The sequence below is a fragment of the Gimesia benthica genome, from assembly GCF_009720525.1.
GTDB classification, from domain to species: domain Bacteria; phylum Planctomycetota; class Planctomycetia; order Planctomycetales; family Planctomycetaceae; genus Gimesia; species Gimesia benthica.
Window position 1 is genome coordinate 150,131 of sequence record NZ_CP043930.1, and the last position, 22,733, is coordinate 172,863.

20 protein-coding genes are annotated in these 22,733 nt (G+C 53.5%); 1 reads left to right on the forward strand and 19 read right to left on the reverse strand.

Going from position 1 to position 22,733, the window contains the following annotated elements; all coding sequences use genetic code 11:
- Positions 1–162: 162 nt before the first annotated feature.
- Together F1728_RS00700 and F1728_RS00705 are read right to left on the reverse strand one after the other, a co-directional pair.
- On the reverse strand, positions 163–2,514 hold the full coding sequence (locus F1728_RS00700) for an efflux RND transporter permease subunit (RefSeq protein WP_228030441.1): 2,352 nt from the start codon (positions 2,512–2,514) through the stop codon (positions 163–165).
- Between the two features lie 86 nt (positions 2,515–2,600).
- Positions 2,601–4,586, reverse strand: coding sequence for a redoxin domain-containing protein (locus F1728_RS00705; RefSeq protein ID WP_155362467.1), 1,986 nt, complete (start codon positions 4,584–4,586; stop codon positions 2,601–2,603).
- Positions 4,587–4,832: 246 nt separating this feature from the next.
- Here F1728_RS00705 and F1728_RS00710 point away from each other — a divergent pair, with 246 nt between their 5' ends.
- Positions 4,833–7,022 (forward strand): FdhF/YdeP family oxidoreductase, encoded by a 2,190-nt coding sequence (locus F1728_RS00710; RefSeq protein ID WP_155362468.1) that lies wholly within the window; start codon positions 4,833–4,835, stop codon positions 7,020–7,022.
- A gap of 13 nt (positions 7,023–7,035) precedes the next feature.
- Here the strand turns inward: F1728_RS00710 and F1728_RS00715 are convergent, their stop codons facing one another.
- From F1728_RS00715 to F1728_RS00795, 17 genes are all read right to left on the reverse strand, one after another.
- A complete protein-coding gene (locus F1728_RS00715; protein WP_155362469.1) occupies positions 7,036–7,734 on the reverse strand; it encodes a phytanoyl-CoA dioxygenase family protein in 699 nt (232 codons plus the stop codon).
- A gap of 109 nt (positions 7,735–7,843) precedes the next feature.
- On the reverse strand, positions 7,844–8,167 hold the full coding sequence (locus tag F1728_RS00720) for a hypothetical protein (protein ID WP_155362470.1): 324 nt from the start codon (positions 8,165–8,167) through the stop codon (positions 7,844–7,846).
- 55 nt (positions 8,168–8,222) lie between these two features.
- On the reverse strand, positions 8,223–8,993 hold the full coding sequence (locus tag F1728_RS00725; protein ID WP_155362471.1) for a methyltransferase domain-containing protein: 771 nt from the start codon (positions 8,991–8,993) through the stop codon (positions 8,223–8,225).
- 113 nt (positions 8,994–9,106) lie between these two features.
- Positions 9,107–12,157, reverse strand: coding sequence for a GAF domain-containing protein (locus F1728_RS00730; RefSeq protein WP_194242623.1), 3,051 nt, complete (start codon positions 12,155–12,157; stop codon positions 9,107–9,109).
- A 336-nt stretch (positions 12,158–12,493) separates the two neighbouring features.
- Entirely contained in the window at positions 12,494–12,982 is a 489-nt protein-coding gene (locus F1728_RS00735) for a hypothetical protein (RefSeq protein ID WP_155362473.1), read from the reverse strand.
- Positions 12,983–13,756: 774 nt separating this feature from the next.
- The gene (locus tag F1728_RS00740) at positions 13,757–14,533 is read right to left on the reverse strand and encodes a hypothetical protein (protein WP_155362474.1); all 777 of its coding nucleotides are present in this window, start codon (positions 14,531–14,533) and stop codon (positions 13,757–13,759) included.
- A 14-nt stretch (positions 14,534–14,547) separates the two neighbouring features.
- Positions 14,548–15,327 (reverse strand): hypothetical protein, encoded by a 780-nt coding sequence (locus F1728_RS00745; RefSeq protein WP_155362475.1) that lies wholly within the window; start codon positions 15,325–15,327, stop codon positions 14,548–14,550.
- 24 nt (positions 15,328–15,351) lie between these two features.
- Positions 15,352–16,020, reverse strand: a complete 669-nt coding sequence (locus F1728_RS00750) for a DUF4328 domain-containing protein (RefSeq protein ID WP_194242624.1) — start codon at positions 16,018–16,020, stop codon at positions 15,352–15,354.
- 31 nt (positions 16,021–16,051) lie between these two features.
- On the reverse strand, positions 16,052–16,822 hold the full coding sequence (locus tag F1728_RS00755) for a hypothetical protein (protein ID WP_155362477.1): 771 nt from the start codon (positions 16,820–16,822) through the stop codon (positions 16,052–16,054).
- 13 nt (positions 16,823–16,835) lie between these two features.
- Positions 16,836–17,984: a hypothetical protein gene (locus F1728_RS00760; protein ID WP_155362478.1), complete on the reverse strand. Its 1,149-nt coding sequence runs from the start codon at positions 17,982–17,984 to the stop codon at positions 16,836–16,838.
- A gap of 39 nt (positions 17,985–18,023) precedes the next feature.
- Positions 18,024–18,686 (reverse strand): DUF4328 domain-containing protein, encoded by a 663-nt coding sequence (locus F1728_RS00765; protein WP_155362479.1) that lies wholly within the window; start codon positions 18,684–18,686, stop codon positions 18,024–18,026.
- Positions 18,687–18,723: 37 nt separating this feature from the next.
- Positions 18,724–19,110, reverse strand: a complete 387-nt coding sequence (locus tag F1728_RS00770) for a hypothetical protein (protein ID WP_155362480.1) — start codon at positions 19,108–19,110, stop codon at positions 18,724–18,726.
- A gap of 269 nt (positions 19,111–19,379) precedes the next feature.
- Positions 19,380–19,769, reverse strand: a complete 390-nt coding sequence (locus F1728_RS00775; RefSeq protein WP_149340002.1) for a hypothetical protein — start codon at positions 19,767–19,769, stop codon at positions 19,380–19,382.
- A gap of 51 nt (positions 19,770–19,820) precedes the next feature.
- Complete coding sequence (locus tag F1728_RS00780; RefSeq protein WP_155362481.1) at positions 19,821–20,186, reverse strand: acyl carrier protein; 366 nt, start codon at positions 20,184–20,186, stop codon at positions 19,821–19,823.
- Positions 20,187–20,199: 13 nt separating this feature from the next.
- Positions 20,200–21,069 (reverse strand): hypothetical protein, encoded by an 870-nt coding sequence (locus F1728_RS00785; RefSeq protein WP_155362482.1) that lies wholly within the window; start codon positions 21,067–21,069, stop codon positions 20,200–20,202.
- A gap of 247 nt (positions 21,070–21,316) precedes the next feature.
- Positions 21,317–21,811, reverse strand: coding sequence for a hypothetical protein (locus F1728_RS00790; protein ID WP_155362483.1), 495 nt, complete (start codon positions 21,809–21,811; stop codon positions 21,317–21,319).
- 137 nt (positions 21,812–21,948) lie between these two features.
- Positions 21,949–22,692 (reverse strand): helix-turn-helix domain-containing protein, encoded by a 744-nt coding sequence (locus F1728_RS00795; protein WP_155362484.1) that lies wholly within the window; start codon positions 22,690–22,692, stop codon positions 21,949–21,951.
- Positions 22,693–22,733: the final 41 nt, after the last annotated feature.

Sequence of the window (22,733 nt, forward strand, 5' to 3'; positions counted from 1 at the left end):
TCAGAGGAAACTCATTCAGGGCGGGAGTTAAGTCACTTAAAAGCAGTGAAATTAACTGTTTTGGTGAGGTTCTATAGTACCCTATATCGGCAGCCGCGTCAAATTATTTAAGTTTACTTAGAAGAACAACCGTCAACCATGAAGTCATCAATAAAAGGAGTTTTATTCCCGTACCAGCGACTCCCGCATCGGTTCATCGGGAATCAGTTCCTCTTCCTCCATCGCAGGCACCTGCGAACGTTTGGCATAGCGGGCCAGCAGTGCCGGCAGGAAGATGAGATCGCCGAACAGAGCCGAGCCGATCGTCAGGCCACTCATGATGGCGAAGATCCGCTGATCCCGCATGTCGCTGAAGATCACTGTCGAGAAGCCGGCAACCAGGATGACCGTCGTCATGATTAACGCGGTTCCCACCCCTGTAAACGCCTTGCGGATCGCTTCGTCGTCACTCTCAACCTGGAGCTGTTCTTCGCGGAAGCGGGTCAGGAAGTGAATCGTATCGTCGACGGCAATCCCCAGGCAGACTGTAAACGCACAAACGCTGACAATCTCGAGCGCCTGCCCCGTAAAGACCAGGAAGGTCCCGGTTACGGCCAGGGGAAACATGTTGGGAATGATGGAGATCAGCCCCAGTCGCAATGAACGAAATGCGATCGCCAGCACAATCAGGATGATAATCGCTGCACTCCCCAGACTGGACGCCAGATCGACGACGATCTGATACAGGTTCCGCCACCGCCAGACAGCTGAGCCCGTCAACTGAAACTGGAACTCCGGATGCTGGCTTCCGATCTTGGCCAGCCCCTCTTCAATGCGCGTGAAGGTTGGCCCGTATTTGGCAATTCCCAGGTCCTGAACGTGAAAACTGACCGTCGCCTGATTCTGCTCCGGCGTATAAAACGCCCGTTTCAACGGTGGAGGCAGCAGGTCGATCATTGACATCCGCTCTTCAGGGGGGCCTTCACCAGGCAGCGCAGAGAGAATATTCGCAATCGATATCGGATGACCAATCAACGCTTCCTGGTTCAGAAGTTGATCCACTTCGCTGATCGCAACCAGAACTTCGGGCGAATCCGATTCGACCTCATCCGACCATTTCACCTCAACCCGCGAATGCTCGAGCCCTCCCATCGCCTGGTCCATATGGTTCAAGGCGGTCGCCGCTTCCGAGCCATCGGGGAGCATATTGGCCCGGCGTTCATCGGGCCGCAGTGTCAGCGAAATCAGAATCAGTACCGCCGTGAGGCCGATACCCACCTTGCTGATCCAGCCCGCACGCTTCAACACCATTTCGATGATCACGCTGATCCGGTTCAGGTTCTTATCGATAACCCCCTTACCATAGCCCACATGAATAGAACGCCCCAGCCAGGTGCGGCAGGCCAGGGGAATCACCGTCACCACCGCAATGAAAGTCAACAGCACGCCGACCACACAGCTGTAACCAAATTCGCGGACCGTCTCATGATGGGCCAGCGAAAGCGAACCGAAGCCGATGGCCGTCGTAACCGAAGTCAGAAAGCAGGCCAGCCCCACTTCCTGAATCCCACGCCGGGCGGCATCCCGTCCCGAGAGACCGGAAGCCCGATGCCGCCGGATCTGGACCATCAGATGCACGCCGTCGGTTAAGCCCACCAGACTTAACAGGACTGGCAACACCACATCGTTAAACGGGTTGTCCCGGAAATCGAAGAATTGGATAATCCCCATCGTCAGAAACACGCCAAACATCGGTGCCAGAGCCACGATAATCACCGCCGTGATTCCCCGGAACAGAATGATGGCCATCAGCAGAATCATCCCGTAGCCGATCACCTGATATTTGACCTTGTTCGCATTATGGGTGCGCACCGCGGTCAGATAGATGGGTACACGGCCCGTGGTTGTGAAGGAAAACTTCACATCCGGATATTCAGCAACGACTTTTTTCGCGACTTCTTTCAATCCGGTCGTACAGGCATCGTCGTCCGTCACATACATCCAATTGAATTTGACCATCAGCAGAATGGTCTGCGCATCTACTGATAACAGCTGGCCGCCTACCAGCGGATGTTTAATCGCTTTTTCCTTAGCGTCATCGAGTCGTTTCTGGGAGGCCCGCTCATTCGGGAGGATCGGTTCCCGCAGGCCAAAGATATTCAGGTTGGGAATATCCTCCAGCCAGAAAACACTTTCGACGTAATCCAGCGATTCGATCTCGGCAACGATCTCCCGCAGGGCCTTGATGCCGTCGGCGGTGAAGAACTGATTGGAATCAATCACCAGGATCGTATCAGCGTCGGTCAGGCTGATCGGGTCGACATCGGGCGGTGCCTCCCGAACTTTGCGCGGCTTACCCGCTTTCTGCTGTTCTACCTGGGGAACCGGTTCGGGTTTAGCCGTGAACCAGTCGCGAACTTCCTCGGGCATGGTGTACCCCAGCAGTGCGATTCCACTCAGCAGCAGAATGAACAAAGTTACCAGTAGGGGATGGTCAACCATCCAGACCGAACAGCGATTGAACGTACGAGACACGCGCGATTCACTTTCTCTCAGCGGTAGAATGTTAAAGGGATCAGGTTGAAGATTGCCAGGCGCTGAATCTCAACCAGCTTCAGAAATTAACGAACCTGCAATCTGAGTTCCTCTCTCTGAATCACACCGTCACCGTTATTGTCCCGGATACGCCCATAGCGCTGCGTTGCCAGCGGGACTTCTTCCACATCAACGCGTCCATCGCCATTCTTGTCAAACCGTTTGAAAAATGCAGCGGCACGCTTATCAAGCTCTTTTTTCAACTCTGCCTCGCGCTGTTTCTTCGCTTCCGCTTTAGTCAGTTTTTTCTCTGGCTTCGGTTTCGTTTCCTGCGACTTCTGTTTCCGGGGTTCAGCGACTTCGAAGAAAGCAATCGCCATCTCTTCCCAGGTCTGATCGCCCCAGGTCACGTATTCATTGGGATCCGGGTTGAATGGATTGTCTTTCGAATTATCGAATTTGACCGTGAACTCGAGCCCGTCGACCTTATCCAGCGACATCGGCTTGCTCAGTTCATAAATATGTTGCCAGTTGAAATCATAATTGGGCACATCAAGCAGAATCTCTTTCTTCTTGTCCTGCTTTGTAAACAGACGGAACGATTTCCCGCGCAGATGCATGTGCGGGGCAATCGCCAGCAGTTCGGCGTGCGGCGGAATCCGACGGACCTTCGCCGATACCGGAAAATCACTGGCGTGCGGCGGAATTTCGAATTCCTGATCGATGCCGATCAGCGTAAAGACTTCGTGAGTGATCTCCTCATCCTTACCAAAGATCAACCCGATTTTTGAAATGTCTTCTGCCACCGATCCCGTCGGTGTGTAGTGCATCTGAAATACCAGTTTCGAGCCGGCGGGAACCTTTCGCGCCCGCCCGGGAGGCAGCATATTGATCCGCTGTCCCGGAACATAAGCCGTCAACCAGCCAATCCCACGGAAGTCAGCGCCATCAGGAGGACGAATAAATACAATCGCATGATGCACGACCGACCGATTCCCCGGCAGGACCTGTGCTCCGGTGATCCACTTATCCTCTTTGAAACCGGGATCGACGACGAAATACTGATATTCCACGACGCCCTCTTTGGGAACGACAAAAGGTCGCTTCCGCATTTCATAAACGACATCCGGCACTCGGGGCAGATGCCAGCCTTCGCGGAACTTGGGCAGTTCCGGTAAATCCTTGATATCACCATAGGGCATGCCCCCGGCCACCCATTCCCGTAGAATCTCCTTGTCTTTTTCGGGCATGAACCGGGCATTCGCGTAATGACCATATTTCGGACTGGCATGCCAAGGGGGCATCCGACCATCTTCAATGGTCTCCAGCATCGTATCCGCCCAGCCTCGGACTTCATCATAGTCGGTCAGACTGAATGGTGCGATTTCCCCCGTGCGGTGGCATTCCACACAATGACGATGCAAGACCCCGGCGACTTCTTTGCAGAAGGTCAGTTTGGTGGTCACTTCATTCTTTTTCACCCGACCGATGAAACAGCCATTCGGTTTGGTCTCGGACACTTCAATCGGCTTGCCTGTCAGGAGTTGATCCAGCGCGTTCTTCAGATCATGCGTGGTCGTCTCAGCCCGTGAGATGCCCGGCAGGTACTGGTTATCGATCCGCCCACGATACCGGACGGTCAGCTGTTGATCCAGTACAAATACTTCAGGTGTGCGCACTGCATGAAATCGGTCGGCGACTTCGTTGTTATAGTCCTTCGCCATCGGAAACGAGATCTCGTACCGCTTGACGTACTGCTTCACATCTTCCAGGGAGTCCTGCTGATTGCTGTTCACGCCGATGAACTGAACGCCTTGCGCCGCGTAAGCGGCCTGCATCTCATTCAGCTTGGGACCATACAGCCGGGCCAGCGGACATTCCGCCCCCAGAAAGCAGACCACGGTCGCTTTCGACTCTGGCTCAGCCGTTAACTCGACCACTTTACCCTGGGCGGTTGGCAGCCGAAACGTGTGGGAGGCATGCTGCGACGATTTGGTTTTCGTTTCAGCCAGCAGGGAACTGGTGCCCAGCAATGCGAGCGCACACAGAAATGTGATACTACGACGAAACATAAGCGATCCTTCCTCCAGAACTGGTAACGACGGGTGCGTTCATTCTATCAACCGCCCGGAAACCCCCGCAACCCCCACTGTACAGAATAGAGCCCGGCCAGATTGATTGCTCTCTTTCCTTTGGATATACTCGACGTAACTTACAATGGTTTCAGATTTTGGTAAAAGATTCCCGTTTACCTTCATCCGAAATTCATCTGGTTGGCTGCAGTGTGCTCCTGAGGAACAACATAGGAAGGCATCAAAGTGAAAGCTCCACGAAGCGGCGGCGGTTGGAAGGCGATCAAATACAGTCTGACACTGGCAAACAAGGTCGGCTGGTGGAAGCTCTGGAAATCCATGCGGACCCGCAATGCCTGTAAGACCTGCGCGGTCGGCATGGGGGGACAGAAAGGGGGCATGGTCAACGAAGCCGGTCTGTTCCCCGAAGTCTGCAAAAAATCCTTCCAGGCGATGGCTGCCGATATGCAGCCCGCTGTCGCTAATGACTTCTTCGCGAAAAACAACATCGACCAGCTCCGCTCGATGTCCTCTCGCAAGCTCGAATACAGTGGCCGTCTCACCCAGCCACTGCTGCTCTCGCCCGGTGAAAAACATTACAAGCCGATTTCCTGGGACGAAGCCTTCGACCTGGTCGTCGAGCGACTCAAAGCCGCCGGCACCGAGCGTACTTTCTATTATGCCAGCGGCCGCTCCTCCAACGAAGCCGGCTTCCTCTTCCAGTTGATGTCCCGCCTGATGGGCACCAACTTCGTGAATAACTGCTCCTTTTACTGTCATCAGGCCAGTGGCGTTGGCCTGGGTTCGAGTATTGGCACCGGAGCCGGCACACTCCGTCTGGAAGATCTGGATCACACCGACCTCTACATCCTGATTGGTGCAAACCCGTCCTCGAATCATCCTCGCCTGATGAAGGCCTTCATGGAAATCCGCAGACGGGGCGGTAAAGTCATCGTCGTTAATCCGGTCAAGGAACTGGGGCTCGTTAATTTCAAGGTTCCCAGTGACGTCCGCAGTCTGCTCTTCGGCTCCAGCATCGCTTCCACTTACGTGCAACCGCACGTCGGCGGCGACATGGCCCTGCTGATCGGACTCTCGAAAGAAGTTTTGGAACGTAACGCACACGACCAGGCTTTTATCGACGCACACACCGAAAACTTCGACGCTTTCAAACAGCAGGTCACAGAGACCAGTTGGGACGACATCATCGCCCAGAGCGGCGTCGACAGAGAAACCATTCGCAACATCGCAGACCAGTATCTCTCCGCTAAAAACGTCGTCATCGGCTGGTGCATGGGAATCACGCATCATCTCCACGGTACCAACAGCGTACAATCGATCGTCAACTTCTCCTTGCTCCGCGGCATGGTCGGCCGCCGCAAAGCGGGACTGATGCCCATTCGCGGGCATAGTAACGTCCAGGGCCTTGGTTCGGTCGGCGTAGTCCCCGGTATGAAACAGGCGATGCTCGAACGCTTCGAGAAACAGCTCGGCATCAAAGTTCCCACCACGCCCGGCTACGACACAATGGCCTGCATGGAAGCCTCTCATCGCGGCGAGATCGACTTCGCGTTCTGTCTCGGAGGCAACCTCTTCGGCAGTAACCCTGATACCAAATACGCCCTCGAAGCCATGAGCCGCATCAAAACTGTGCTCTACCTTTCGACTACGCTGAATACCGGTCATGTCTGGGGAACCGGCGAAGAAACCCTGATTCTGCCCGTACTTCCCCGTGATGAAGAACCCGAGCCCACGACTCAAGAGTCCATGTTCAGCTACGTCCGCATGAGTGACGGCGGCAAATCCCGGTTCACCGGCCCCCGCAGCGAAGTCTCGATCCTGGCGGCCATCGGTCAGAAACTGTTCGCCGGCGATGATCGCATCGACTGGAAAAAACTGGAGAGCCACAGCGCCATCCAGGAACTGATCGCCGACCTGATCCCCGGCTACGAAAACATGAAAGAAACACTCCAGACTCACAAGGAATTCCACGTCACCGGGCGCGCCGTAGAGGAATACAATTTCCCCACCGAGAGTGGCAAAGCGAAGTTCCACGCCCTCCCGCTGCCCGATCTCTCCGTTGCAGAAAATGAACTGCGGCTGATCACCATCCGTTCCGAAGGCCAGTTCAACAGCGTCGTCTACGACGAAGAGGACATCTACCGCGGACAGGAACGTCGTGACGTCATCTTGATGAACCGAGCCGACATCGACCGTCTCGGCCTCAAACCCGACCAACGCGTGAAAGTCAAAAGCGAGGCAGGGGAGATGCCGTATATTCTGGTCCGCGAATTCGACATCCGCGCCGGCAGCGCCCTGATGTATTATCCCGAAGCCAACGTCCTGGTTCCCCACACCGTCGATCCCCTGTCAAAAACCCCGGGTTTCAAATCGACACGGGTCACCCTGGAAGTGGAAGATGTGGTAACAACCTGAGAATATCATTCAATTATGTCCAAGCCAGTCCCTCCGACAGCACAGCAGCACAATAAACCACATGCAGCACACGGCGCCTTAGTGGCAGCCGGGAACTACGCGAACGATGCACCAGGAGAGGGTTCATCAACAACACTTCACCGGCATCGACCGGGCAGAGCTGGAACTCCTGTTCGGGGATCAATGCAACTTCATCCTCAGTGAGCCGCCTGCGATGACTCCGCGGAACCACCTCCAGCGCCCCGTTTTCACCGGGGCACTCATCAAGGTGAACTCGCACCGCCAGCATCTGTTGAAAGACGTTCAGCGGCGGTTCGACGTATTGCTGCTCTGCTTTGAGAGACCAGTTCTTCCAGTCCTCATCCTCAATGCGCCCCTGAATCGGAACCTGCAAATCCTGATGCGGCGGCACAAACCAGTTGGCACCGGGACGCTTATCAAACAGTGTCGCACTCACCAGACTGACTGGCTGCTGCAACACGTCACCCGCCAGTTGCTTGAGCACTCCCTCTTCAAGCAACGATCGCAGTCCAGGTAAAACCAGGTGAGCATTTCGAATCGCATAACGCGTACCGCTGCGTCGCTGTCGATAACTGTCTTCCCTGGCAGAATCAATTACAGCTTCGAACTGCGCCAACGTGTCCTGGGGAAGCGGTTCTCGGCAGATCTGGAATCCATCCTGTTTAATTTCTGCACTGAAGATCGAATACATTTCCTTAAGATCCAGCAGGAGTCTGATACATTACATATCTGAAGTAGATCACTCGAACAGGAATGGTATCAATCGGCGCAGCTTGTTCAAGTCCAGTCCATGCCAGTGCTCATACCTGTTTAGAACGCTCAAGAATCCGCAGACTGGCTGAGGGTGTATAGAGAGCAGCCACGAACGAAAGAGGAATCAGAAACAGGCTGACGACCAGGGCTACCAGCAGATAGCTCAGCAGAATCACCGTCGAAAAATGGTCTGAATTATACAGCCCGAAATTGTAGAACAGGCCCACCAGGTAACTCAGTCCGAAACAACCGAACACAATAGCCGTCAGACAACAGGAACCGGTTTTCAACCCCAGGCTCGACAGACACCGGCTGCCCGTAGACCACAGACAGAGCAGTCCCAGCAACACACAATACGACATCACACTCACCACACCAGTTCCCCAGAGAGAAATTAAAAAACATTCAGCCAGTGAAATATACTGTCTAACGATACGCCACCATGAAGAACCTGCGAAACGGAAATAAGACGTTCCCGTTCTGTTGCAGGGGATACGCATTCGAAAAACGCTTCAGCAGTTCCGCCTCGAACTGGTCGCGGGTGGCAGCATCGGGTAACGCTTCCAGATAGGGTCGCAGTCCCGTTCCCCGGAACCACTCCAGGATGGCCTCGACACTCTCCATCACGTGGATATATTCAGTCTCCCAGAGTTCCAGCTGGGAACTCAAAGGAGCCAGCAGATCGTAACAGAATGACCGTGACTCGCAGCCCAGCGCCTGTCGGGCAGCAGCGGTTACATCATGCCAGTCCGGTCGCTGGGAAAGCTCAACCACACAGCGGTGCAGGGGAGATGCATAATGCGCGGGCAGTTGCACCGCCAGCGCCCCGCCGGGTTTGAGAAAACTCATCAGCCGGGGAAAGATCGTTTCATGGTCAGGCACCCACTGCAGAACGGCATTCGAAAACAACAGATCAAATGCTTCATCTGGTTCCCATGTCGTGATATCGGCCTGAAACCAGTGTACGTCGGGCAGAGTCTCCCGCGCGGTTTCCAGCATTTCTGCTGAGCTGTCCAGGCCACTCAGCTCCGCCCAGGGAAAACGTTGAGCCAGCACCACGGTACTGTTCCCGGGACCACAGCCCACATCCACAATCCGCTCAGGCGATTCCAGCTGTATACGTGCTGCCAGATCGATGGCAGGCTGCGTCCGTTCACGCTGATATTTTAAATACTGATCCGCATCCCAGACAGGCATCAAGCTGTATCCCTCTCATCACCGAAACTCTGAAAACTCGCTACTGACCAGACAGTTCATCTTCCGCACAGGTTCGCGTTCATACCGGCATCTTTCCGGCAGTTTCAGACTGGTCATACCTTCTGGTTTGCCCCCTCATCCAGAACCTGTCGGATGACGACCGAAAGTTCTCCCAGGTTCGCTGGCTTCTGAATGACCAGACTGCCCCCAGTCAGCGCGGAAGCCGGGATCTTCTCTGCAATCCCGGATAAATAGACCACCTTCAATTCAGGACGCATCTCCATTAATCGCTGCGCCAGTTCCACTCCATTAATCTGAGGCATATTAAAGTCGGTACATAACAGCGATATCGCTTCTGTATGCGTTTCGACAGTTTTCAGCGCTTCCACCGGCCCCAGCGCTCGCAGCACCTTATACCCCAGTCGACTCAAGAGTGCTGATATCGTCGACAGCACAATCGGTTCGTCATCACAAACCAGGATCGTTTCTGATCCACCGGCCATCTGTTTTTTGTTCGTGGGAACTTCAGTCTGCCTGGTTTTTCTCGCCTTGATGCGCTGTTCCTGAGGTAAATAGACCCGAAATTGAGTTCCTTCTTCGGGCTGACTTTCCACTGAAATAAATCCGCTGTTGTCAGACAGATTCCGCTGGACGGTGGACAACCCCAGTCCGGTTCCTTCCGCTGCCGGCTTGGTCGTAAAAAACGGTTCGAAAATTCGCTCCAGAACTTCGGGCGTCATCCCACAACCGGTATCCGACACAGTCAGAAGCGTATAACTTCCAGGCAGGCATCCACTCTGGTCAGCCATCTGAGCTGCGGTGAGATTCACATTCTGAGTTCGTAAAATAAGCTCGCCACCTGAGGCCATCGCGTCTCGCGCATTCACGACCAGATTCATCAACGCCTGCTCGATCTCGGCTTCATCCGCCCAGACCATGCCGGCCATGGGTGACAGATCCAGGATCAGTTTCACGGAATCTCCCAGGATCCGTTGGATCATGGCACGATGATTCATGATCAGTGCATTTACATCAAACCAGGAAGTATTAGGGGCTTTCTTTCGTCCGAAAGCCAGCAGTTGTTTGACGAGCTCTGCAGCACGTTCGCCTGACTTTTGAATCTCCCGCAATGGTTCCCGAAAGTCTTCCGGAATCTGTTCCTCTGGTGTCAGCAACATGAGCTCTGCATTCAAATTGATCCCAACCAGAATGTTATTAAACTCGTGCGCCACTCCCGCTGCCAGCTGTCCGATCGCTTTGATCTTCTGGCTGTGTTGCAGCTGAATCTGCATCTGCCGATTTTGTTCTTCGGTCTGTCGCTGTTCCGTCAGATCCTTAATCATCAACAGCAACAGCGGTTCATCGTCACTTTCAATAATCCAGGCGGAACAGTCCATGGTCCTGTTTTCACCACCATTCACGCGTGCTACCAATTCCTGCTCATAAACGTGCCCGTTACTACAAACACTCTGCATGATCTCTTCCCAGTAGCTGTCATCCGGAAAGAACTGCAGTTCATGGATCGTTTTTCCAATCACCTCTTCGCGTTGATACCGCGTAGTGGTCAGGAATGATTCGTTGACATCGATCACAGTGCCTGTCGATAGACTCAGAATCACCTTGGAAATCGGGCTGAGACGAAAGACTTTGGAAAAACGTTCTTCCGAGATCTGCAGTGCCCGTTCGTTCTCCTGACGCCTGACTTCATTCCGATAATCGGCGAGCAGCGTCCCCGCAGCAGCCAGCAGCGGTCTGATAAACTCAATCAGAGCTTCGTCATAGCCAGACGGACAGTTCGCGATCCCCGCCACCCCGGAGAGTTCGCCCTGGGAGAAGACGGGAAGCACCAGAAACGATTTGATCTCGCCGACTTCAGAACCACCCGCTGCCGTAGTGTCACCCTCGTAATCCCTCTGAATATCGTTAACAATCAGCGACTCTTTGTCTGTTATGATCCTTTCAAACAGTCCCTGTTGTTCAAAGAATTCCCGGGTTCGATTCTTATCGACTTCAGCACATTCCCAGTCAGCAGTCAGTGATGCGCGGTAACAGCTCGCACGGGGAATCAGATCATACATCCCCGCTTTTGTTTGACGGACTTCTCCAAAAAAACCGGACTCACTGTCGGTGATATTCAAAAACGTCTGCAACAGATCGTCAAACACCTTATCCGGATTCGTATCAGAGATGTACTGAGAGAGCAGCTTGCGGATGGTCTCGATCAGGTGAATCGATTTCCGCAGTTTCTCTTCATACAGCACCTGCTGGGTAATATCAGTCCGAACTCCGGAGATACCTCCCTCAGCAGTCCTCTGTTCGGAAATCTTTAGCCAGCGCCCATTGCACAATTTCTGGCGAAAACTGCCTGCAGGATTCTGGTGCTGGCATATTCGTTCCTTGATCCATTCCTCTTCGCGGCCGACCGCATCAGCCACCTGTCCCCGGTAGGCGGAAATCCGAATGTGATCCTCGAAACGCTGGCCAGGCACCAGGATATCCTTACTCTCGCTGTAGATCTCCAGGTACTTCGAATTACACATCACCAGCCGATCGTCTGAATCATAAATCACAAACCCCTCGGTCAGTGATTCGATCGCCTCCTGCAGATGCTGGCGCAGTCGATGCGACTCCTGTTCGCTTTTCTGTAAATCTGCTTCAATCCGGACATGCTCGATCGCAATCGCTGCCAGATAAACCGCCTGTTCGATCAGATGCCGGTGATACTCGGTCGGCTCCCCCGGTTTGTGGTAGTAAATCGCAAACGTTCCCAACACTGCTCCCGTCGAAGAACGAATCGGGGTCGACCAGCAGGCGCGCAGATCAAATTGCAAAGCCAGATCTTTAAAGTCTTTCCAGAGGGGGTCCGTCTCGATATCCGTCACCACCACCTGCCTGTTGTGATAGGCAGCCGCACCACACGAACCCACCTCCGGACCTATTAGTGCCCCATCCGTGAGTCGGACATACTCTTCCGGCAGGTGCAGCGCAGCCCCGTTGCGCAGTCGGTTCTCCTCATCCAGCAGCAGAATCGAACAGACCATGTCCTCGCATTTCGATTCCAGATATTCGATCAGTGTCGTCAGTGTATCTGTGAGGGAGTTCCCTTTGCTGATCAGTTCCAGGATCAACCTGATCTCAGGCAAGGCTTCTGATGACCGCTGCACAAGCACCTCACTCCTCACATGATCGGAATCATAATCAACTGGGACACTCTCTGCATGAGAATCGACATCATCTCATCAGCACGCAACCTCATCTCATCAGCACGCAACCTCATCTCATCAGCACGCAACCTCACTCATACACACGACCGGGAATCTCGCGACAATGTTTACTATGGGACATTTTAATCCGAATTAAAAACAGGCCAATACCACTTTGGCTTTCAACAGAATAATCTGATCAGATCGCACTCACTGCATTATCTGCAGCAAGTCCGTTGCTAACAGACAACAAAGCTCACCTGAGCTCAGGCTGACGAAACCGCGTCAACAGTCCGCTCAAACCACGCGAACCAAACACCAGTAAGAAACCCAGCAGCAGCCGGCAGGCGACCGCCACACACTGGGCCTGCAGTGTCGGGGGATCACGGCATAGTTGCTGGCTTTTTTCAACTGAAACAGTTGATACAGCACGTTTCCTAATTCGGTAATCCCCCAGGTCAGCACCAGCAGTCCCACCGCGGAAAACAGCATCGATTGAATCTGCTCGACAGTTGGTTTGGAGGAAGAAGCCTTAGCATCACTCTCCGGCAGCAGATATTTGACAATCGTCCCGGCTCCAAACCAGAGCATACAGGCCACAATTGTATAAAACGTGAACGGCATCAGTTGCAGATAAAACATCGCCGCCTTCGATGCCGGAAACTGAGCCCCCGCTCTGAAGGCCACTAACGTCATGATGAACGACGCCACCGTCTCCAGCGCCTTGATCGCATAGAATAACCCCACCAGCCGACAACCAATATATGCCACATCTTCTTTTTGCATGAAACTCTCTCCCGCCGAATCGAGCCGGCTACTCTGCCTGCATTATTTTCAATCTGTATCTTATCAGAATTTCATCACCATAGTGAGGGAAGTGCCTCAACAGGAACGGAAACCGGATCATTTTCTGACTTACCAATAACACCAACGCCGTCAGTCCATCTCCAGATCATATTATCCCGGCAATCACAAACCGCCTGTTCTACTTCGTCAATCGTTTTTATCACTGAACCTGCCTCACCAGTACATGCACAGATTGCACTTGATCGTCACTCTCAGAATCGTAAAGTGTTGCAATTGTGCTTCGCGCGCGAGGCGGACGATGCGTGCACCGGAACACGACGCTTAAGTGACCCGGGTTCACCTGAATCGCCGTCGATTTTTCCAGTTTTTCACCGGAACAACCCGCATCGGTTCCCCCTGTCTCGTATGATTTCAAATCATTTCGGAGCACATTCAAACGGTTTCGCAGACAACTCACAAAATACTCACTGCATTTCCCGAAGTACTCAAAGCACAATTCCCTCTTGACGCCCACCCGCCGTTCCACAAAATCAGAACCGTCGATCAGCATTACTGTCGTTCTCTATCAGAAATCCGCACTACCAAATTGCTCGGCCTGGAAAGGACCAGATAGCCAGAAACAGATGGTATGCCAGGTTCCCGACCGCGCATAGCTGAACAGCAGGCGTCCCTGCAGTGCAGCAGTGAAAACCCGGAGTCGTTTTAGAGAGCTGTTCGAGTTACCCAGATCAGCAGGAACTGAGTTGCAGAGTGTTAGGCCCCGGTTAGATCAGTTTCTGCCACCAGTTCCGCCAGATCCCGAAACGTCTGCAGTTCCCCCAGCTCAATCCGGGCCGGTCCCAGTCGATAAGCAATGAAGTGCACCACCAGATAAAGGGGAACCAGAATCAGAAATAAATACAACACCCGCGGCTCTACACAGGCCAGCAGTGCCCCAGCCAACCACAGCCCAATCAAACAGAAGATGATTCGATTCAGCACCTTCTGCAATGTTGTCCGCACCACGCACACCCCGGGCAGTCGCCCCGGCACCAGCAAGAGCAGAGAACCGACCAGCGCCCTAAAATGAGCTTTCAGATAAGGTCCCAGTTCCGTCGCAGGACCGACGTCAGACACATCAACGCCCTTCGCCTCCAGCAGTCCCCGAATCGCCAGAAACGCCGAAGCAGGGCGGCACGGCTTCCCGAAAAAAGTCTCTTCACGGATCACCGGCACAGTCACATGCTGGGCAATCAACTCGCACACGCCCCGCAACGTCTGGTCTTCTTCCGGATACAGCACTTCCTTCCACATCTGCTGGTCAAGTTCCAGTCGCCACATCGTATTTAGATAACGGGACAGATCCTTCCAGCTGTAAAATTCATAGCCCAGCTCACAATCCCATTCATCCACCGTCGTCTCAAACTGAAACTCCGTCTGCGGAAAGCGACCATACTCGCAACAATATTCAGTCCGATACCAGTCCTGCAAAACCGTCAGCACATACTCCGGCGTTGCCGGTACCCGTTCGATACACTCTGTCGATTCCATCACAATTTCCTTAATCACGCTCGCACAACCGGCGCCTCAGCCGCAATCAGCTCCGCCAGATCACGAAATGTTTTCAGTTCACCGAATTTCAACTGCTTGCCTCCCAGTCGCTGAAGTTCCCAGCGAAACAGCAGATACATCAGGAAAAACACCCCTGGTATTAACAGGAACCAGGGACTGCGCATCCCCAGAGAAAACATCAACGCAAAAGGCAGCGTCCCCGTCATCCAGAGCAGACTCAGATCGGCCCCTCGATACGAATCCCCGTTCATAATCGCTGGCCGGGGCAGAGTACCAGGCGACAGATTCGCAATTGTAGAGAGGAAAGTCCGGCCATACTGATAAGAATACGCACTCATATCTGTGGAAGGCGCGATCTCCGACACATCTGCGCCAGCTTCCTGTAACAGAGCCCGGATCGTCAGAAACGCCGAGGCAGGGCGGCACGGTTTCCCGAAGAAAGTCTCTTCACGAATCACAGGAGCAGTCGCATGCCGGGCGATCAACTCACATACACCACCCAGAGTTTTCTCATCCTCGGGCTCCAGCACCTGCTTCCATTCTTCATCTGACAGATTGATCTCCCAGAGTTCATTCTCGGCCCGTCCCAGCGGCCGCCAGTCAAGCAGGTCCATCTGTTCTCGCCACTCTTCAACCGTTGATTCGAAAGTCAATTCCTCTCGTGGGAGCATATCAAAATCAAGCAGAAAATAGAGTCGATGCTGTTCCCGAAATACCGACAGCACATATTCCGCAGTCACCGGCTGCTTTGATATCAGCATATCGCCATCCATATCATACTCCCTTTCTGATCCAGCTCAGACCAGTTCCCAGTAGACTCCCAGATCTTTGTATTGCGTTACTTCATACCACTCGACAGACGCCTCATTCACCACGTAAACCATCAGGGCCGCCGCGATATTGAGAATGATCAGCGATGCGTCTAACGCAATCGACCAGCGACTGGCCACCAGCAGTTCATCCAGTGTTTCAGCACGTGACATATAGTGTGATGTAAAACACCCGACAACACTGCTCAGCACCCACGCAGACCACCAGAGCGGTAGTACTTTGCTGTCGCTCGGTCGCTGTCTGAAGGCTTCGTAGATCTCTTTCATAATCAGATAGGGCTTCCACATATTCAACCCCGGAATCAAATAAACCCCTGCCGCCCAGCCCGGCGAAGCCGTTGGTTTCCCGGCTTCCACACAGTGCGCATTACGACACATTCGATAGACCCACATCAGAAACAGGATCCCGAGCACAAAACTGAACCCCAGTTGTGTCACATTGATCAGAATGAGATGCACCAGGAGGGAACCGGCTTCATCCATCTTCACACCCACACCATTCTTCGCGGACATCAGCAGTTCATACTGCTGATAATTTTTGACGACCGCCACTCCGTCCAGAATCGCTGACAGGAGAATCAAGCTGATCAGAACATCCGTGAATCCGGTGGACTTTTTATAAATAGAATTCGACATTTCAAAGATCATACTCTTTCTTTTGCACCATTCACCCTCGAAACACAGCACGCTGGGCAATCAGTTCCGACAGATCTCTGAAGGTTCGCAGGTTCCCGAATCGTACCCGGGCCGGATCACGTTCCTTAGTACCATAGGCGGCAATCACCAGGCATGCCAACACAAACAGACTCACCAGATAAGCTGCAGTCCCATACCCAACACTCAGCGGGCACAGGAGGAGATAGAATAAGATAGCCGCGGTTCCAATCCAGTTCGTATCCCACACCGGTCGTTTCACCTGCACTGTAGGCAATACTCCCGGGGCCAGTTTGGCGATCGGTCCCAGAAACAGATCCAGGTGTTGCCGTGTTACTTTCGATAACGAAGTCGAGGGAGCAACGTCAGCGACATCAACACCCGCCTCCTGCAACAGCGAACGAATCGCCAGAAAAGCAGACGCAGGTCGACACGTTCGACCGATAAAAGTCTCCAGTGAAATCACCGGCATTGTCATTCGCGCGGCAATCCGTTCACAAAAATCGCGCACTGTATGCATCTGAGGACCCGATACCACCTGCGCCCAGTCTGACTCGCTCAACCCCAGCCAGATATTCGTATAAAAACTGATCACCGCTGAGTCATAGAGCTGGCAGGCCTCAAACAGCGTATCCAGTGGAGAATCGAGTGTCACCGGGATTTCTTCTTCCTCGGAAACAGTTAAACTTTTGCTCCACTCCTGACGCGCCTGATCCAACAGCACCTCCAGCACATACTCCGGTGTCGCCGGCACTTCGATGAGAGAGGATGATGTTTGTTGCATCGTTTCGACTTTCTTATGGTCCCTGATCTGTCACCAGCCTGCGTCGCCGATTACGGGAAATTCTGAGAACGATCAATAATACCACCGCACCAGCCAGCATGACGTAGAGCAGAGCCCTCTGAACCAGTTGGGCAACCGGAAGCCCCGTTTTTGCTTTGAAGCCTGATTGTGCGACTTCCGGATCCGGGGCATAAGGTAACGTTGGATTCTTATAATATTTCAAATTGAATTCATGATCCAGATTTTTCCCGTTTTCAGACCAGCGATGTTCATCCGCTTCAATCCGGGCGTAATATTCTTCTGCAGTCTTGATATCCTGCTGTAATTCCGTTTCCAGCTCACTCAGTTTTTTTCCAAATTGCATCTGCAGCGTCTCAGCAGCTTTCGTTCGATATTCTTCTTTCGCTTTCGTGTCGGGAGCTTCATAAGAGGCCTTCAAATACGCCCGCGCAGCCAGCAGCTTGGAATCATCCTGCTCTCCATTCGCCAGCAGCAGATCTCCCAGCGCTTCCAGCAGGATAGGCGAACGATAATTCCCAAAACGCATCATGCCCAGAACGCCTTTCACAGCTTTGCGGATCTCCGCCTGCCTGTCTGCTTCCGGAATCTGTTGCTGTTCGAGTACAAACGCAGTAAACCCGTTGTTTCCTCTTGGCTTTAATGGCAGGGTCGCTCCCTGTTCCCGCTGCCGTATCACATATTCCACCAGCAGCTTCTGATAGACCTCACGACCGAAATGGGCTTTCGGGTTGATTTCAATCGCCCGCTGAATATGTTCCAGCCCCTCTTCGTACCGACCGGCGTGAATCAGGAATGTCCCCAGGTTCGCTTCCGACTCATAGCGGCCTTGATCTGGCCAGCGCGCCATTTTTTCCTGAATGACCTCGATCGCCCTGTCATGCTCTCCCAGCTTTTCATACGCCACCGCCAGATCATCAAAATCAGCGAGTGACCGTTCTGCAGATGGTTTCGCACTCCGGTCTTGAACCCGCCATTGATAATATGCCTCGGAATGCCTGAGAAAATGACCGACGATCAGTTCCTGCGCGTAAGGAAACCGCTGCCGCTCCATCTGCAGGGTATCGTAATCCCAGAAACAGGCGGGCAGGGGAGTCGGCACCAGCAGCACATAAACCACAAGCAAAACGATAGTTCTTCTCATAATTCCCGCTCCTTCTACCTGCGATTAAATCGCCCTGGCTCACTCCCAGTCTTCTGTCGCGGCTTCGAAATGATCGACCGCGAAACGCTCATTACAGGCACGACTGACCGTCAGCACCATCAGGATCGCAGCCACATCCAGGAACACAGCAATCACATCCGTAATAATCGTGACCTGGACCCCTGTCATAATCTGGTCCAGTGTATCGGTCTCTGCTGCGAACCGGGTTGAGACCCGCGCCATAATGCTCGCCACAATCCAGGCGAACCACCAGAGGGGCAGGATCATCGAATCATTCTCGCGATTAATAAATGCCTCATACGTCTCCTTCATCGCCTGGTAAGGCTTCCAGAGATTCGCAATCGGAACGAAATACCAGCCTACCGCCCAGCCCGGTGTAATATCGAGCTTGGCATTCTCAATGCTGTGGGCATTGCGACACATCCGATACACCCACATCAGGAAGATGATTCCAATGAAAATGGCCGCCGCGAGTTGGACCAGCCCGATCACCAGCTGACGTGCATCGTGTGCATTGGCCACTTCATCCGTGACTTCGGCTCCCTTCTGCACCGCGACCAGCATGTCATACAACATCACGCTGCTCCCCACGGCCACGCTGTTCAACAGGGCCGACAACACGATCAATACAACTAAGAATTTAGAAAAACCGGCTTCATCCCGGTAAGAATATTTGCTCATTTCCTGTCTGGTTCCCGTTAATCATTGTTGTCATCTCTCAGTCAGTCACACACACCAGCCACTCACATCCCGGTCTGAAACATCCCCCGGAAGAACTGGACAGCACCAAAAATAATCGCGCCCCAGGCCACCACGTAGGAGCCCCTTCGGAAGCAGCGGAATAGGTGAGTGCGGTAACCACGATCCCGCCGATGCACCACAGGGCGCCAAACATCATGTTTTTCTGACCGGCTTCTTTCGCCTGTTGATCCCGCAGTTCATTCAGTTGCGTCACGATGATGCCCGCTGATTCTTCATCGACGCCCTGTTCCATCAGTGCCTTCTGGATCTCCTGATTCGACGCGCCGTCCCGCATCTTCTCTGCAGCAAAGTGATAGACTGCCTGGATCATTTCTTCCTGCGACGCCGCTTCTGCGTTACTCATAGCTCATTCCCCCTGATGTGATGTCGTCATTCGTGCTAATGTAGAATGCAGAAGGCCACGTCGCGCGCTGTTGTGCTTCTGCCGAGCCTGTACTGGAATCAGCACAGAACACTCACACTTATACCATACTGATCACCAGTTCAAAAACGTTTTCAGAGAGAAACGTAATTAATATCAGGAATTCCCGCAGTCGTTATATGACGCCACGATTCTCAGATTTGTGCACATCAATCTTGCGCCTCAGCGCGTGCCAGCACTAGGCCACACGCTCATTCCATATGCTCGCGCAGGGTTTCGGTGTTCTTGAAAATCGATTCCACACACTCGCTCAAATCCTCGGAGGCGATATGCGAGTGCCCGATATTCACCAGTTGCGAATGCACCGATTGATCCTCTTCATTCATAAAACATTCGAACGCCGCTTCAACCAGACCCTGCGCATATTTCGGACCGACACCCAGTGCCGCCAGTTGTCCCGCCACACTCGCATTGATGTCTTCTACATCCATCAGAAAGATGACCCGCCCCACACCAAACGCATAACCATACAGCGTAAAGCCCAGCACCTGGACCAGCAGTTCGTCTTCTAACTCCCACCGCGCGTCAGAGGTCACCGCCTCCATCAATGGATTCGTTTTCTCCTCCAGTCGCTCGCTCATGATTTCTCCTCAAGTCTGATTTCAGTCACAATCCCGTTCTCAGAAACACAGTCAGTGTCGCCGTGCCTCGACCACATGCGACAGGCGACCTAACAACTCACGCACTGTTTGCGCCTGATTCAATGCCTCATAATCCACTTCTGAACCGACGACATCGACATTGTCTTCCAGCAACATCACCAGTTCGACCAGTGTCAGTGATTCATACTCCAGTTCGCTTAACCGGGTCTCCAGTGTCACAGGGCCGGAGAGTGAGAGTTCGATCGCCGTCCGCTCCCGTTCCCAGATCGCCAGCAGCAGCGAGGCCCCCTCAATCCGGCAGCCACACACCGGACAGCAGAGCGATTCGTAGTCAAATTCCTGCTCGCGCACGACAGGAGCCGCACACAGCGGACAGTCATTCGGTCGACCGATCATTACGGAACACCTGCTAAAATATCGTGGCTGACTTTTCCGGCTTTGCTTCAGGCTTCGCTTCTGGTTTGGCTTCTGGTTTAGCTTCCGACTTCAAGAGCGGATCATCACTCGTCTTTCTGATCTCCAGTTCCTTCACTCCCAGGTCCTGGCACAGTTTAATCACCTTGTTCGTGAATTCCATATCCGCTTTCTGATCTACCGCCAGCGTGACCTGCTTCGGTTTATATTTTTCCAGGTGCGCTTTCAGCTCATCCAGATCCATCTCTCGATACTTGTTCTGATGGCGATGCCCCACAAAGATATGATCACCCGGCATCACCGTGATGATATTCAGCTGCGCGGGCGTCAATTTCGTCTGCTTCTGTCTGTCCGCGTCCTCATCCTTTACGCGGTTCCAGACCCAGAACGCTGGCTCAGGCAGATAATTCCGATACTTTTCCTCTCTAAACAGGCCCGGCACATCAAAAAAACGATCTCCCTGGATGCGATACAGAAACGAAGCGCCCTGACCAGGTTTTCCGCCGACGGGATAATACGTAAAGATCTTCAAATCCCCGTCTTTCTGCAGAATGAATTCTACCTGCCATTCACGAGCCAATTTCCCCTGCAGGTTATAACGCCGCATCGTTTCTATGTTCCCTTCGATCATTTTCACGCTGCGAATAGTGGGTGCTCCTTTGAGTTCATTGCCGTGGTACAGTTCCCACATCCCCTGCAGCTTCTTCAGATCCTCTTTCAGTTCCGGATCATTTTCCGAAGTCCGCGGTTCCTCATCTGCCTGCACTGCCAGCGGTGCAACCGTGAACATCGCCAGCCCCAGACAGCAAAACCAGACATTTCGTACCAAGGTGCGTTGAATCTGCACCAGATCGTGAACGATCATTTCACACTCCTGTAGATTGAATGAGCACACTTATAGCGACAGCATGCATACGTCACAGACTGTGATCGGAAGAAATGCGAACCGCCATCGCGGCTCGGGCAGAGTCTCCTCCTCACGCAGAAAAACCTACTGCGAGACTGTCACGCTTCGATTGAGACTAGTGCCAGCTTCAAAGTAGCACTCAGGACTGCAGACTGCAAGCAGTTTCTCCAGAGCAGGGGGCGTCCCTGCAAGATCTTTGAAAACCTCAACACTCAAAATCGGTCGCCAGGGAATCCCAGTCCAGTTGTTTCAATAACCGTAAAACCTCAGGGTCAATCGGCAGCGCATAATCATCCTGATACCAGACCACCGTCAGGCAGGAACCATGCTTTTCAGGATCGTTGACTGGTGGAAACGAACGGAAACAGCCAATACAACATACCTGCGGGATCCACTCCGGATCACGTTCCCACTCTGTGGGATAATGCGCTCGCCGCACACGCTCCTGCTCCATATCCCCCGGTTCATGTTGATATTCACGACGGCGTGGCGGAATCAGATGCGGCTCTCCCAGTGTATACTCGCGACGGGCAGCACGCCGCAGATCAACATCAATCCCCCAATCATTGGCTTTCTTGTCAGGGACACCTTCCAGCATCCCGGCATAAGTCTGTGACTGTTCCAGCTGATTGAGAATCAACTCCCACCCCGACTCCAACTGAAGCCGACAGGTCACATTAGAGATCGGATCATATTCCATTTTAAAAACTCCAACGCAGACCTGTTCACATCTCTTGCATTAAATCAGCTGTTCCATTTTAACAGGTCTGAGTCTGGAACAAGCCCGATTTGAAATACTTTCAACCTGCTGATTTCTCAGCATGACGAAGTCCACTATCACCCCATCCCCCGATCCTCCGAAGGCGGATGCCCCAGCACCTGTCGATACTGGGCCGAGAACTGAAAGACACTCGCAAACCCCAACAGGTGCGCGACTTCTCCCACCCGCAGCCCCTCCTGCTGCATCAGCCGCCGGGCAAATTCCATGCGGGTCCGTCTCAGAAACTGCTTGGGACTCTCACCCATCTGCTCGCGAAACAACCGCCTCAGATGCGGCTCAGAAAGCCCCGCGGTCTCCGCCAGTTCGCTGATCCGATGATTCTGATCCGGGGCCGCCTCAATCAGCCGCACGACCTTCCGCAGTCGATCATCCAGCCGTCGCTGTGTGCCGCGGTCGGCTTCCGGAAACATCAGCCGCACCGCCGCCGCCAAGAGACAGCCCCCCGCATCCGCCTGTTCCGCCTGGATCGTTTTCAACAAACTAATCAGCGCCGACCGCTGCGGATCCTGACCCGGGAAGGGGACCGCGCGCTGTTCGGTCAGCCGCGTCGCCGCCTGAAATTCGACGAACAGATACGACACCGGCTCCCGCCCGAAATACCGGTTCTCCCGCACTCCGGGCGCCAGCAGCCCCAGCCAACCCGCAGCGACCTGAAACGATTCCTCGGCAATTCGATACTCGCCGCAGCCCGCTTCCACATATAGAAACCGGTAATGCGAAATCCGTCGGGGCCGCAGATACAGTTCCTGGTGAAACCGCACCCGGCTGCTCGCAATATACTGAAAAGGACTCCCCGTCACAGCCACGCCCCCATGATCGTTTTTGACATATAAATAACCGA

Coding starts and splice junctions, on each gene's coding strand:
- F1728_RS00725 (WP_155362471.1), bottom strand. CDS start 8,993: ATGCCTGTCTGGGATGCGGATCAGTATTTAAAATATCAGCGTGAACGG.
- F1728_RS00775 (WP_149340002.1), bottom strand. CDS start 19,769: ATGAGCGAGCGACTGGAGGAGAAAACGAATCCATTGATGGAGGCGGTG.
- F1728_RS00780 (WP_155362481.1), bottom strand. CDS start 20,186: ATGATCGGTCGACCGAATGACTGTCCGCTGTGTGCGGCTCCTGTCGTG.
- F1728_RS00705 (WP_155362467.1), bottom strand. CDS start 4,586: ATGTTTCGTCGTAGTATCACATTTCTGTGTGCGCTCGCATTGCTGGGC.
- F1728_RS00750 (WP_194242624.1), bottom strand. CDS start 16,020: ATGTCGAATTCTATTTATAAAAAGTCCACCGGATTCACGGATGTTCTG.
- F1728_RS00790 (WP_155362483.1), bottom strand. CDS start 21,811: ATGGAATATGATCCGATCTCTAATGTGACCTGTCGGCTTCAGTTGGAG.
- F1728_RS00755 (WP_155362477.1), bottom strand. CDS start 16,822: ATGCAACAAACATCATCCTCTCTCATCGAAGTGCCGGCGACACCGGAG.
- F1728_RS00745 (WP_155362475.1), bottom strand. CDS start 15,327: ATGGATGGCGATATGCTGATATCAAAGCAGCCGGTGACTGCGGAATAT.
- F1728_RS00765 (WP_155362479.1), bottom strand. CDS start 18,686: ATGAGCAAATATTCTTACCGGGATGAAGCCGGTTTTTCTAAATTCTTA.
- F1728_RS00785 (WP_155362482.1), bottom strand. CDS start 21,069: ATGATCGTTCACGATCTGGTGCAGATTCAACGCACCTTGGTACGAAAT.
- F1728_RS00770 (WP_155362480.1), bottom strand. CDS start 19,110: ATGAGTAACGCAGAAGCGGCGTCGCAGGAAGAAATGATCCAGGCAGTC.
- F1728_RS00735 (WP_155362473.1), bottom strand. CDS start 12,982: ATGCAAAAAGAAGATGTGGCATATATTGGTTGTCGGCTGGTGGGGTTA.
- F1728_RS00760 (WP_155362478.1), bottom strand. CDS start 17,984: ATGAGAAGAACTATCGTTTTGCTTGTGGTTTATGTGCTGCTGGTGCCG.
- F1728_RS00740 (WP_155362474.1), bottom strand. CDS start 14,533: ATGGAATCGACAGAGTGTATCGAACGGGTACCGGCAACGCCGGAGTAT.
- F1728_RS00715 (WP_155362469.1), bottom strand. CDS start 7,734: ATGTATTCGATCTTCAGTGCAGAAATTAAACAGGATGGATTCCAGATC.